This window comes from Rhizobium sp. CIAT894, assembly GCF_000172795.2.
Lineage (GTDB): Bacteria > Pseudomonadota > Alphaproteobacteria > Rhizobiales > Rhizobiaceae > Rhizobium.
This window is the reverse complement of sequence record NZ_CP020947.1, coordinates 3,275,488-3,288,261: the sequence shown is the minus strand read 5'-3', so window position 1 is coordinate 3,288,261 and position 12,774 is coordinate 3,275,488. Positions and strand designations below refer to the sequence as shown.

13 protein-coding genes and 1 tRNA gene are annotated in these 12,774 nt (G+C 60.9%); 3 read left to right on the top strand and 11 right to left on the bottom strand.

Translation table 11 applies throughout. The features are described from left to right. Positions 1–3: 3 nt before the first annotated feature. The 4 genes from RHEC894_RS16320 to RHEC894_RS16305 form a co-directional block, all read right to left on the bottom strand. Positions 4–756, bottom strand: a complete 753-nt coding sequence (locus RHEC894_RS16320) for an SOS response-associated peptidase family protein (protein ID WP_085739015.1) — start codon at positions 754–756, stop codon at positions 4–6. Between the two features lie 322 nt (positions 757–1,078). Beyond that, complete coding sequence (locus tag RHEC894_RS16315) at positions 1,079–1,399, bottom strand: hypothetical protein (RefSeq protein WP_085738049.1); 321 nt, start codon at positions 1,397–1,399, stop codon at positions 1,079–1,081. Between the two features lie 2 nt (positions 1,400–1,401). Next, entirely contained in the window at positions 1,402–1,599 is a 198-nt protein-coding gene (locus RHEC894_RS16310) for a hypothetical protein (RefSeq protein ID WP_085738048.1), read from the bottom strand. An 8-nt stretch (positions 1,600–1,607) separates the two neighbouring features. After that, complete coding sequence (locus RHEC894_RS16305) at positions 1,608–2,006, bottom strand: hypothetical protein (protein WP_010066037.1); 399 nt, start codon at positions 2,004–2,006, stop codon at positions 1,608–1,610. Positions 2,007–2,139: 133 nt separating this feature from the next. On the opposite strand from RHEC894_RS16305, the gene ligD reads away from it, so the two are divergent. Both ligD and RHEC894_RS16295 read left to right on the top strand, forming a co-directional pair. Further along, positions 2,140–3,177, top strand: a complete 1,038-nt coding sequence (gene ligD / locus RHEC894_RS16300) for a non-homologous end-joining DNA ligase (protein ID WP_085738047.1) — start codon at positions 2,140–2,142, stop codon at positions 3,175–3,177. 120 nt (positions 3,178–3,297) lie between these two features. Further along, positions 3,298–4,245, top strand: coding sequence for a hypothetical protein (locus RHEC894_RS16295; protein ID WP_085738046.1), 948 nt, complete (start codon positions 3,298–3,300; stop codon positions 4,243–4,245). A gap of 13 nt (positions 4,246–4,258) precedes the next feature. Here RHEC894_RS16295 and RHEC894_RS16290 read toward each other — a convergent pair whose 3' ends face one another. The 6 genes from RHEC894_RS16290 to xylF form a co-directional block, all read right to left on the bottom strand. Then, a complete protein-coding gene (locus tag RHEC894_RS16290) occupies positions 4,259–4,549 on the bottom strand; it encodes a hypothetical protein (protein ID WP_010067694.1) in 291 nt (96 codons plus the stop codon). Positions 4,550–4,576: 27 nt separating this feature from the next. Beyond that, complete coding sequence (locus RHEC894_RS16285) at positions 4,577–4,930, bottom strand: hypothetical protein (protein WP_010067693.1); 354 nt, start codon at positions 4,928–4,930, stop codon at positions 4,577–4,579. A gap of 574 nt (positions 4,931–5,504) precedes the next feature. After that, a tRNA-Arg gene (locus RHEC894_RS16275) sits at positions 5,505–5,581 on the bottom strand. A gap of 313 nt (positions 5,582–5,894) precedes the next feature. Beyond that, positions 5,895–6,677 (bottom strand): ATP-binding cassette domain-containing protein, encoded by a 783-nt coding sequence (locus tag RHEC894_RS16270; protein ID WP_085738045.1) that lies wholly within the window; start codon positions 6,675–6,677, stop codon positions 5,895–5,897. Positions 6,678–6,691: 14 nt separating this feature from the next. Further along, a complete protein-coding gene (locus RHEC894_RS16265; RefSeq protein WP_085739014.1) occupies positions 6,692–8,005 on the bottom strand; it encodes a sugar ABC transporter permease in 1,314 nt (437 codons plus the stop codon). Between the two features lie 261 nt (positions 8,006–8,266). Then, complete coding sequence (xylF, locus tag RHEC894_RS16260) at positions 8,267–9,307, bottom strand: D-xylose ABC transporter substrate-binding protein (RefSeq protein WP_085738044.1); 1,041 nt, start codon at positions 9,305–9,307, stop codon at positions 8,267–8,269. 226 nt (positions 9,308–9,533) lie between these two features. Here xylF and RHEC894_RS16255 point away from each other — a divergent pair, with 226 nt between their 5' ends. Beyond that, complete coding sequence (locus RHEC894_RS16255) at positions 9,534–10,757, top strand: ROK family protein (protein ID WP_085738043.1); 1,224 nt, start codon at positions 9,534–9,536, stop codon at positions 10,755–10,757. Between the two features lie 946 nt (positions 10,758–11,703). Here RHEC894_RS16255 and iolG read toward each other — a convergent pair. Further along, positions 11,704–12,696, bottom strand: coding sequence for an inositol 2-dehydrogenase (gene iolG / locus RHEC894_RS16250; RefSeq protein ID WP_085738042.1), 993 nt, complete (start codon positions 12,694–12,696; stop codon positions 11,704–11,706). Between the last annotated feature and the right edge of the window lie 78 nt (positions 12,697–12,774).

Sequence of the window (12,774 nt, the reverse complement as noted above, 5' to 3'; positions counted from 1 at the left end):
TGGTCAAATCAAAATCGGTTGCGTATCAACCGGGGTTAGAGGCTGCACAGGCGGCAGCAGGGCAAGCATGTGGTCCGCCAGTGGCCGTTGCAGTTTGCTCGCTTCTTCCCAAGGCGCTGACAGCCAAGTCTCGACCTCTTCCGGGTTGGCAAGGACCACTGGCATCGCCTTTTGATGGATCGGCGCAACGACAGCGTTGGGCTCGGTCGTGAGAAACCCGAATAGGTCGGCCGTGATCAGCCCCTCTTTGATCTTTCGCACGCTTGTCCACTGCGGCACCCACAGTCCTGCGAAGAACATTAAGCTTTCGTCCGGCAAGCCGAACCACGCGTTCGGCGTTCTGCCGCCGTCCGGCTTATTTGCCGGATCCGGTTCGGCAAAGCGTGTGAACGGCACGACGCACCGGTTCTCAATCCCGTGCCAGCGCTTCCAATGCTTGCTGCTCACGTTGCGGACGTTTGTGGTTCCGCCGTCTGGCTCCATCTTCAGGAGTTCATCGAAGTCGACTGGCTTTCCCTTCTTTCGTAGGCCGTCAGCGCGTTTGGTCGCAGCGTCAAACAGCGCCTTCGAAGAGCTTGGTAGCCCCCAACGGACGTGGGCAAGCTCGCGGCCGGCCGGCGTGTTGCGGACGATCGGCGCCATGCGGTCTGGCCAGATTTCCTGCAGCGGCTCCATATTGCCGGTGCTGTCGATCATAGCGCGAGTGTTGGCGCGAATGGCCTCCTGATTGCTCATCATCTGGTACAGATTGCACACATCACCCTCCCGTGGCGTCCAGACGCCATTCCTGCTCACTTCGTCGGTTTCAATGAACTGGCCGTTCCAGCGTTTCCTAAATTGCTCCGCAGCTTCGCGGCTTACGAAACAGAAGACAAGGTATTGGTCCCATTCCACGGAAGCAGAGTACGACTTCGAAGCGTGATCGTAGGCCAGCGCAGAAGAGATGATCTCCCCTCTCAGCCGGTAGTCGCGGTCCTGTTGGCTAGAATTATAGTCGCCCCACCACATGATTACGTGGTGGGGAAGCTCGGCGTTCAGCCGCCAGCGGGCGAGGGGATTATCTCGGCGGGAGGGCATCCTATAAAACTCCGTCTTCCCATATCGGCTTCCTGACGCTGGTGACCCTGACCAGCCGCCGCACCGTGAGCTTGCCAGGTTCCGATCCCCAAATTTGGACGACCTTCAGGCTCATATAGTCCCGGCGGTTACAGCGCTCGCAGCGGAAGCGGCAAGCCAGGCGGTCCAGGCTCACATTCGCCGTCAGTTGCAGCAAGTCGCGCGGAAAGAAGCGGTATGTCCTTCGGCAGAATTGGCATCTGACTTCCAGCAGTTGACCGGCCTCGGCCGCGTCGCGCAGGCTCCACCCGCGCAACTTCTTGGCTTCGTTCATTTCCGGCATTGTCAGTCTCGATCGTAACTCGGCCGCCAGCCGCGCGTCATGCCGTGGCTCATGGCCCCTTCCGCAAACGCAAGCTGCTGGCGCAAATGGCGGACATCATCAAGCAGAGTGCGTATGGCGGCTTGCATGTCCCCTTCGTGATAGGCGATCACCTCGGCGATCTCGCTGTCCGCTGGTTTCCGAAGCCCTTGAGTTTTCATTGCTGCACTCAAGGGATCACGCCTGCCAGTCTCATCTTTTCGCAAAGGCTGCATACGGCTTCCTCGACATCACCGCTATACGGGAACTTGAATGGCCGCGTGGCCTCCTCGACTAAAGTGGGATCTCCGGTTTCTGCATTCACTTCGGATATCCGAGTGGTCAGATAGATGCCGCATGCCTGGCCTGCTGCTTCATCGATAGCCATCTGTATATTTCCCAAATGGCAGTCGCTGGGAACGTCAATGAGGCGAGTAGCAAAAAACCTCACGCCGCGACTGCCGGCGATGGCCTTCGCCAAGCTCGGGTGGACTTCGGAGGCCTCAATCTCCGTCTCCGGGGGCCACATCACCCCGGTTAGATCCAATTCATCATCTTCCACGGCTTCGCCGATCGGCTGCTCTCGCATATCCGTTCTCCACATCTTCGTTTGTCAGATTGGCGGCCGCACGCCGATGTTCTTATTATGTTCGCAGAAGGAGGTGAGTCAATAATCAATGTGGGCAAATTGCTTTTTTAGGTGTGGCTGATGAAGTGCCTGCATGACCACGTCGCCCCGCAAGCCATCCAAGCCGCTTCTCGGTGAAGTCGATGCGCCGCTCCGCAGCCGGCCCCGCCGGCGGCGAGATCCCGCCCAGCCCAATCTTCCTCTCGATCCCATGCCTGCGCGCATCGGGCCGTGCCTCGCGCTGCTGAAGCCGCGGCCGCCCAAAGGCTCGCAATGGACATACGAGGTGAAATGGGATGGCTACCGGCTGGCGATCCACATCGAGCCGTCCGGCGTTCGCATCCTGACGCGCGGCGGTCATGACTGGACCGAGCGCTTTCCGGCGATCCTAGCCGAGGCGAGGCGCCTTTCCGTTTCAACGGCGATCCTGGATGGCGAGGCCGTCGTGCTTGATGCGCAAGGCCGGTCTGATTTCGGCATGCTTCAGCAGTCCCTCGGCGGCCGCGGCGGCAAGCGATTATCAAGAGACGCAATCTTTATGGCGTTTGATCTGCTCTACTTCGACGGCCACGACCTCACCGGGACCGAACTCGCCTCCCGGCGCCATCTCCTCGAGGGCCTAGTGCCGCCCGCTGGCGAGGAAGCCATACGATTATCCGAAGAGATCGATGCGGATGGCGAGACACTTCTGCGTATCGCATGCGAACATGACCTTGAAGGCATAATTGCGAACGACCGTAACAGCCCGTATCGCAGCGGCCGCCTCGGCGACTGGGTGAAGATCAAATGCGTCCAGAGCGATGGCTTCGCGATCATCGGCTATGAGAAGTCGACGGCATCATTCGGGGGCATCGGCCGGCTGCTGCTTGCCGCGCGCCGAGGAGGCGAGCTGGTCTATGTCGGGGGAGTGGGAACCGGCTTCACCGAACGTTCCGCGGGTGAACTCCGAGAGCAGATGGACAAGCTGAAAATCGCCAAGCCAACTGTCGATACCGGGCGCAAGCGAAACGCGGTCTTCATCGATCCGAAGCTTGTTGCAGAGATCGAATATCGGGCCTGGACGCATGACGGCAAGCTGCGGCATGCGTCATATAAGGGGCTGAGGGAGGAGCAGGACACCACGGCGGTTTGAGATCGAGTAGGCGATCGATATTCCCGGGGACTGGCGACGAGCGAGCTTGACGGCCGTACACGGCAATGTTGAGTTAAACAGCAGGATCAGAGGTTGCTGGCATACTCACAGGGGGAACCGATGCCTCTCATCGGCATGAGCGGGGACACGGACGGTATATCCGTCAGCATCGACGGAGTCAGACGCGCGCGTTTTTTGTATCCGGTTCCCCAGAAGCCGTGCACCTTGTCACCCGGTGCAGGTATCAGCGATCGCTTTGCAGATTCAAAAGCTCTCGTCGATGAGGCGATAGTCCATTTACAACGTTTCGAGGAGAGCTTGAACGCCTTCAATGACAAGACTAAGCCTTTCGAATTTCGCCAAGAGTTCGACACGAACGATAATTGCTGGACTTACCGTTTCTTGACGAAAGAGCGCTTCCCCAAACAACTTGAAGCGATTGCCAAAACCGTGGTGCACAATCTACGTGTGGCTCTCGATCTCATGGTCGCAGCGATCGTTCATGGCGGTGGCAAAGAGGTTACAAAGCAAACAGGTTTTCCCATATCGAAATCAGAAGCGGATTTCGAAAGGGAACTAGGAAAGAAGTTGGAAAACGTGCCGGCTCCTGTCGTCAAGTTTATTCGCCGACTCAAGCCATACGATGGTGGAAACCAAGCGCTTTGGGCTCTCGCGCGACTTGACAATCTGGGGAAGCACGACCAGCTCCCCCCTGTCGGAGTCGCTGGAGTTTCTGTGGCTGTACGGGCCTCAATGCCGGGAGTTTTCGTGGCACCGGATGGTTCAATCTGCCTTCTTGGCGGCCCGCCCGGGTCAACTCCTTTCGGGCATCAACTCGGATTCTTGATCCCAGAAGGTACTTCACCAGTTCGTATCGAAAATGAGGTTGTTGAACTCTACAGGATGGACGCGTCCATCCGCGAAGTTGTCAATGACGTCGCCGTAGACGCATTCGTGACGATCGGCCCTGCCTCGCTGACCCGAAACCAGCCTGTGCTCGATATTTTTACATATCTCATTCATCTAGTTCAGCGAATCCTCAATTCCGTGGAGCGCTGCACTTCGTAGGAAATCGCGCGGCTCAATCACTCCCATCCACATCGCCGTCCTCGTCGAGCACGTGCACGGGCAGATAAAGGTTCTTCTCCATCCACTCCCGTACGATAAAACTGATCGTGTCGTTGCGCGTCATGCCGAACTCGCCGGCCAGGTCGCGGAGAACTTCTTCCACGTCATCGTCCATCGAGACGGCCGAGGCGTTGCGCAGTCGTAGGGCGGCTCGACGAAGCATGATCTGCCGATCCGATCGCGAGATATCCGCGATCCGATCGGCGGCGTCTTCAAGGAGGGTGGCTGTGTCAGAAGTGCTCATAGCGCGCAGCTACCAGCGATACAAAGCTCAGCGACGATATAAGGTTCCTGCCGTCTCATCGTCGTCAATTATCACCTTGATTTTGCCGGTTTGCAATTGCTGCAAAATCAGTACCCGCGGCATATAGGAATAATGGTACCGATAGGTGGAACAGACGAAAATTAGTCCGTTCATAAGCTCAAGCTGCTTGCCATATTCGCAGCCTTCGTATGTACCGTTCACCTGCGTCGTCAGCGCGACCGCGTATCCCTGCAGCGCCAAATTTTCGAGGTCGCTTGCACTCGCGTAATGTGGCGTCAACAAAAGCGTGATCGCCGTAGCCTGCGCGATAATTTTCCGCTTACGCCTCCTTGCCTCCGAAGCTCTTGGTGCCTTCTCCATTTATTCACTTCCAGTTGCCGGTTACCAACCGCCGGGGCGCGAATAGGCGCTCCGGTGGCCGCACCTATTTCCTGCGGCGTCGTACTGCCAATCGTACTGGCAGTTGCCCGGACACCGCCTCGGGGGAGTGTAGTAGCCGCCGCCGCAGTTGCCGTTCGTGCATACCGCAGCCGCCGTCCCGACCAAAGCGAGCCCCGCAATGACCGCGGTCGCCTGCTGTTGCTGGATCACCATCTGCTGACATTCCGGAATGGTCATCCCGCGCCGGTTTATCTCTGAGAAGCAGGCTTGGATATCATGCGTGAAATGAATTACACGCGCGCTGATGGAAGCCGTAACGCCGACCTTGATCGGGTTTCAGGGCTGCAGCACGTCCTGTGCTCAAACCTCGGCAGGCTCCCTGAGGCCGCGGCGATACTAGACGGCCCAACGACGTGGGTGCCAGCACGAATTGCTTGAGCGGACCAGTCTCAGGCTCCGGGCGCTTCGATTGCCTGTGGACGGTCGTGCTTCCTATATGCTTCCTGCAGCGGCTCGGCCGGGGAGACATCTTTCCGCAAGCTATTGGAGTTGTTGGCGCACCCGACAGGATTCGAACCTGTGACCTTTGGAATCGGAATCCAACACTCTATCCAGCTGAGCTACGGGTGCATGCCTGAGGCGGCTTGAATCGCCTGTCCGATGCGTGGTTCTTAGCCTAGCTTGCGGCCGGCTTCAATCGCGAAATTCTCGGAAATACCGATGCTTGCGATTTGGCGGGCGTTTTTATTCGTCAGCCCGGGGAATGCCACATAAAAAACTCCGCCGGCCTTGCGGGCGGCGGAGCCTGGTTGTCGGGGGCAGGGCGCCTTCATGCATGTCGCCCGGAAGTGTGCAGCGGTTCCGGGATAACGACATGCATCAAAACAAAAGGCTAAAGCGCGCCGCATCAATCAAATTTGACGCGACGCGCTTTCGGTGCCGCTCAGATCTGCATGGCGCCGGGGCCGGGGATCGCCTTCGGTGGCACCTTGCCGAGGATGATCATGCCGAGCACTTCGTCCTTGGTCACATCCTCGGTGCGGGCGTGGCCCACCACCTGGCCGTTCTTCATCACCGAGACGCGGTCGGCGAGGTCGAAGACGTCGTGGATGTCGTGGCTGATGAGGAAGATGCCGATGCCTTCCTTCTTCAGCTGCTTGATCAGCTCGCCCACCTGCGCCGTCTCCTGGGGCCCGAGGGCCGCCGTCGGCTCGTCCATGATCAGGATGCGGGCGTTGAAGAGGATCGCGCGGGCGATCGCCACCGATTGCCGCTGGCCGCCCGAAAGCGCCTTCACCGGCTCCTTGAATCGCTTGAAGTTGGGGTTGAGCCGCCCCATCACCTCGCGCGCCGAGGCCTCCATCGCCACGTCGTCGAGTGTGCCCCAGCGGGTCTTCAGCTCGCGGCCGAGATAGAGGTTGGCGGCGGCATCGACATTGTCGGCCACAGCAAGCGTCTGGTAGATCGTCTCGATGCCGTATTTCTTGGCATCGCGGGGATTGCGGATCTCGGCCGGCTCGCCATTGATCAGGATCTCGCCGCCATCGCGCTTGTAGGCGCCGGAGAGGATCTTGATCAGCGTCGATTTGCCGGCGCCGTTGTGGCCGAGCAGGGCCACCACTTCGCCGGGGTAGAGATCCACCGAGGCATTGTCCACGGCGTGGATGCCGCCGAAGGAGATCGAGATGTTTTTCAGTTCCACGAGGGGAGTGCGTTGATCAGCCATATCTGGAGCTCCTCTCACTTGGCACGGGCGCGGTAGACGGTGTCGAGCCAGACCGCCACGACAAGGACGGTGCCGACGACGACGCTCTGCAGCGGTGTGTCGACATGCGCCAGCACCATGCCCGATTGCAGAGACTGCATGACGAGCGCGCCGAGCATGGCGCCGGCGATGGTGCCGGTGCCGCCTGCCAGCGACGTCCCGCCGATAACGGCGGCGGCGATGGTGTAGAGCTCGTCGAGCGTGCCCTGCGAGTTCGTCGCGGCGTTGAGGCGGGCGGTTGATATCGCCGCCGCAATGGCTGCGAGCACGCCCATCAGTGCGAAGATGCGCACCGTCACCCAGCGGGTCTTGATGCCGGCAAGCTCTGCCGCTTCAGGGTTGCCGCCGATGGCGAAGACATAGCGGCCGAAGCGCAGACGGGTGGCGATGAAGGTCATGATGATGCCGACGACGATGGCGATCAGCACCGGCACGGCAATGCCGTAGGGAATATCCAGGCCGGTTTCCGGCCAGGGGATATTGTTGGTCTCGGCATATTTCTTGGCGATATTGATCGGCCAGTAATAGCTGTTGGCGATCGAGACGGCGCCGAGGATCAGCACGCAGCTCAAGGTCGCGAGGAAATATTCCGCCCAGATCGGCCGGCGCGGAAAGCCGAAGCGGCGGCGCTGATGGCGCGAGCCGATGATGCTGGCGATGACGAAGAGGCAGGCGGCGATGCCGACGATCCAGCTCCAGGTGGCGCCGATCGAGCCCTCGGCGCCGCCGCCCATGATGCGGAAGGTCTGGTCCATGGGGGCAACCGTCTGGCCGCTGGTGACGAGCCAGGTCGCGCCACGCCAGACGAGCAGGCCGCCGAGGGTGACGATGAAGGAGGGAACGTTGAGGAAGGCGATGATCATGCCCTGGAAGGTGCCGATCAGCCCGCCGGCAATGATGCCGATCAGCAGCGTGATCACCCAGGTGAAGGGGCTGTCGAAGCCGATATATTCCGGCAGGATCTTGGCCTGCGTCACGCCCATGATCATGCCGCAGAGGCCGAGCACGGAACCGACCGAAAGGTCGATATTGCGGGTGACGATGATCAGAACCATGCCCGTCGTCATGATCGCGATGTCGGTCGTCTGGACCGAGAGGTTCCAGAGATTGCGCGGGGTCAGGAACAGGCCGCCGGTGATGATGTGGAAACCGATCCAGATGATGACGAGCGCGCCGATCATGCCGAGCAGGCGCGTGTCGATCTCGGTGGCGCGGAAGAAGCGGGTCACCGCATTGGCTTCCGCCGTTCGCGGCCCGCTTGATGTTGTGGATTTTACCATTTCGGCCATGGGTTTGCCGTTCCCCCATTCTTGTTTCGACGGATGCGCGGGCGTGCCAAAGGCTGCCTTCGGCGTCATCGATCTGTTCTTCAACTGACCATCGCGATGCTTCCGGAACCCGGTCGCGTGGCGTCGCGACACCCTTCCGGCAGGGAATAAGTCCGCGCTGGTGCGGCGAGGCGGAGGAACTGCATCATTGGAGTTCTCGTCCGCATCCGGCGCCGCAGCGGTCTTTTCGCTGCGGCGCCGGCAGTTCAGTGCAGGAGCTGCTTACTTGCAGGCGGCGACGGTGCCGGCCTTGACGCCCTGGCAGGCTTCAGCCTTGGAAATCCAGCCGGCGTCGATGACGACGTTCAGATTGTCCTTGGTGATGGCAAGCGGCTTCAGGAAGACAGACTGCATTTCCACGCCTTTCGGGCCGCCCTTGAAGGCCTGTGCGCCGTCGACCTTGCTCATGTCCTTGCCGCCGGCGAGGTCGAGAGCGATTTCGGCAGCGCGCTTGCCGAGTTCGCGGCTGTCCTTCCAGACGGAAACCGTCTGCGTGCCGAGCGCGATGCGGTTCAGCGCCGCCTTGTCGCCGTCCTGGCCGGAAACCGGAACGGAGCCGGCGAGGCCCTGGGCGTCGAGCGCTGCGATCGCGCCGCCGGCCGTGCCGTCGTTGGAGGCGACAACGGCATCAACCTTGTTGTTGTTGGCGGTCAGGAACTGCTCCATGTTGCGCTGAGCGTTCTCCGGCAGCCAGCCGTCGGTATAGGCTTCGCCGACATTCTTGATCTTGCCGGCGTCGATCGCAGCCTTCAGCACTTCCTGCTGGCCCGAGAACAGGAAGTCGGCGTTCGGGTCGGAGGACGAGCCCTTGATGAAGACGTAGTTGCCTTCCGGCTTCGCCTTGAAGACGCCCTCGGCCTGCAGGCGGCCGACTTCCTTGTTGTCGAAGGTGATGTAGAAGGCAGCCGGGTTTTCGATCAGGCGGTCGTAGCCGACGACCGGGATGCCTTCGGCAGCGGCCTTTTCGATCGCCGGGCCGATGGCGTCGGAGTCCTGGGCGAGAATGATCAGCGCGTTGGCGCCCTGCGAGATCAGCGATTCGACGTCGGTCAGCTGCTTGGCGGCCGAGGACTGCGCGTCAGCGGAAATATACTTGGCGCCCTTGGCTTCCAGAGCCTTCTTGATGGCGGCTTCGTCGGTCTTCCAGCGTTCTTCCTGGAAGTTCGACCAGGAAACGCCGACGACGAGGTCTTTAGCCATGGCAACGGTATGCACGGAAACGAGGATGGCTGCACCCGCCATCAATTTCAAAATAGACTTCATAAATGTCCTCCCGAGTGAGTTGCGACCGGCCCAGCCCATGCTTCCTCCGGCCACCGCGTAAAGCTGTCGAGGAAAGTTCGGATTATTTTCTCGACAGTCGAGAAATTTGATGTCAGAGATTTTTTCAGCTGTCAACACTGGACTGCCGGCTTAATTTCCTTGCACAGCAGCGGCCGGGGATGCAGTGGAAAGCAAGGACGAATAAGCGGGAGGAGAGGGCGGCTTCATGCTGACCAAGTCGAGCACGGAGCTGGTCCGGCAGAGAAACAGCGTGCTCGTGCTGTCCGTGCTGCGTCGTCACGGTCAGCTGGCGCATACCGAGATATCGGATTTCACCGGCCTTTCATCGGCCACCATTTCGGCGATCACCGCCGATCTGGAAAAAGCCCAGATCATCGAAAAATCCGAGCAGCAGGCGGCCAGCGGCCGTGGCCGGCCGCGTGTGCTTCTGCGTCAGCGGCGTGATTGCGGCTATCTCATCGTCGTCATCATCTCTTCGGATGCGGTGCAATATTCGCTGGTGGATTATGCCGGCAAGCTGATCGACCGCTTCAGCGAGGAGCGCTCGCATGATCCCTCGGGTGCGGCCCGCTTTGTCCAGGCGGTGCGCGCCGGCCTGTCGCGCATTCTCGATCGTTCCCGGATTTCCCAGGAAAAAGTGCTGCTGATCTCGATCAGCAGCAAGGGCCTGGTCAATTCCACCGAGCCGGTGCTTTTGTGGTCGCCGATTTTCGGCAGCGACCAGATCGATTTCGAATCGGTGCTGCGGCCGGAATGGCAGGCCAAGGTCATCCTCGACAACGAGACGCTGCTCGTTGCCGCCGCCCTCGGCGCCCGCGAGGAGATCGTCAAGGGCGCCGATTTCCGCTCGCTTGCGGCTCTCTCGCTCGGCCACAGCATCGGCCTCGGCATCGTCAGACGCGGCAATGAGACCGGTCAGGAGGTCTCGGCCCCCAATTTCGGCCACATGCTGCACATGGCGGGTGGCGGCCTCTGTCGCTGCGGCACCCGCGGCTGCATCGAGGCCTATGCCGGCTTCTACGCCATCCTGCGCAGCGCCTTCGAAGTGCCGCTTGATACGATCCCGGCCAAATTCGTGCCGGTCGCCGAGCTCGACAAGATCGCCGCCCGCGCCCGCCAGGGCCACCGCACCTCCGCCTTCGCCTTCCGCCAGGCCGGCCTCGCCTTGGGCAACGGCCTGTCGCGTATGCTCAGCCTCACCGAACGCATGCCCATCGCCATCACCGGCCCCGGCACCCGCTATTACGATCTCCTCCGCCAGGGCATCGAAGAAGGCCTCGGCCAGTCCCATATCGTGCGCATGGAAGGCATGCCCGAAATCCGCGTCGTCCCCGACGAACCCATCCTGGTCTTCGAGGGCCACCTCAACCGGGCGCTCTCGGTTATCGACCAGGACATTGTGGTCTCGGGTGTTCAGGGTGCGGAGTAGTGGTTCCCCCTTCGCCCCAGCGGGGAGAAGGTGCCCGAAGGGCGGATGAGGGGGCCATAACCGCCGACAGAGATTTCTTTAAGTCTCTGTCATAATATTGTTTTAGGCCTTGGAGCAGCTGGTAGCTTGGACCGGCCAGCCTTGTGTCCGCGGCCCCCTCATCCGACCCTTCGGGCCACCTTCTCCCCGCTGGGGCGAAGGGGACAGGCACTGTCTCACTCTCCCTGTGAGGAGCGGCGTTTTTGAGCTTAGCCCAATCAAACGCAACCCTCACCCCTCCGTCATTTCAGGCTCAAGGCCTGGAATGACGGAGGTTGGGGGAATGTTATCGCCAAACGAGCCGTCGACGTTTCGCGCGGCGGTGGTACTTCCGATGCCTGTTATAGCGCCGCCAATTGACACGGAACCGAGACGCCTTATCCGCTGCGTCAACGGCGAGTTTGGCGCAAACGCAACCCTCACTCTCCGTCATTCCAGGCCTTGAGCCTGGAATCCACGGCCCCACTCTCCGTCCTGCCCGGCCTTGAGCCGAGGACCCATGCCGCGACTGGCGGCGGCTGCGGTCATGGATTCAAGGCTCAAGGCCTGGAATGACGGAGGTTGGGGGTATGTTATCGCCAAACGAGCCGTCGACGTTTCGCGCGGCGGGCGGTGCTTCCGGTGTCTGTTATGGCGCCGCCAATTGACAAGGAACCGAGACGCCTCATCCGGTGCTATGGCGAGTTTGGCGCAATCGCAACCCTCACCCTCCGTCATTCCAGGCCTTGAGCCTGGAATCCACGGCCCCGCCCTCCTCCTAACCGGCAAGCGACAACGGGCAAGGCGCCTCTCGAGCCCGGTCGATGCCGGCAGCCGGTATGACAGGCTCCGCTCGGCGCCTTTACCCCACAAACGCAAAACGGCCGGGCAAAGCCCGGCCATCTCAGTTTCCACTCGGCAGAGGCCCTCAGCCGATCTTGATCAGCTTGCCTTCCTTGACAGACTGCACCGCGGCATCGGCCAGCGCCAGCGCTGCCAGGCCGTCGGCGCCGGAAGGCGAAATCTTCGTGCCCTTTTCGATCGCGGCGATGAAGGCGGCGATTTCGTTGGCATAGGCTTCGGTGTAGCGGGTCATGAAGAAGTCATGCAGCGGCGGGCGGGTGTAGCCGTCGCCGTTTGCCACTTCGATCGAGACCGGGCGCTGGTTTTCGGCCGCCGCCATGCCCTTGGCGCCATGCACTTCGATGCGCTGGTCGTAGCCGTAGGTGGCGCGGCGGGAGTTGGAGATGACGGCCTGCTTGCCGGATTTGGTCTGCAGGATCACCGAGACGCTGTCATAGTCGCCGGCTTCGCCGATCGCCTTGTCGACGAGGACGGCGGCGGTCGCCAGAACCGAGACCGGCTCTTCGCCGAGCAGGAAGCGGGCCATGTCGAAATCGTGGATCGTCATGTCGCGGAAGATGCCGCCCGAGCGCTTGATGTAATCCACCGGCGGGGCGCCGGGATCGCGCGAGGTGATCGTCACCATCTCGACATCGCCAATCTTGCCGTCGTCGATCACCTTGCGCACTGCCATGAAATGCGGGTCGAAGCGGCGGTTGAAGCCGACCATCAGCTTGGCGCCGGTTTCTTCCACAACCTTGATGCAGGCCTTGACGCGGGCGACATCGAGATCGATCGGCTTTTCGCAGAAGATCGCCTTGCCGGCGCGGGCGAAACGCTCGATCAGGTCGGCATGGGTATCCGTCGGCGTGCAGATGACGACGGCGTCGATATCCCCAGCGGCTTCGATCGCCTCGATGGTGCGGACCTCGCAGCCATAGGCCGAGGCGATGGCTTCAGCCGCCTGTGGAAAGGCGTCCGCGACTGCGACGAGCGTCGCATTGGCGTCGCCGCTGACGGCCTTGGCGTGAACCTTGCCGATGCGGCCGGCGCCGAGAAGACCAAATCTCACTGTCATTGCAACCTCCATTGAATTCGGAACAAATAAACCGAATTGCCAAAAATCTGGAATTTTCATTCCATCATCTCTGCGCCG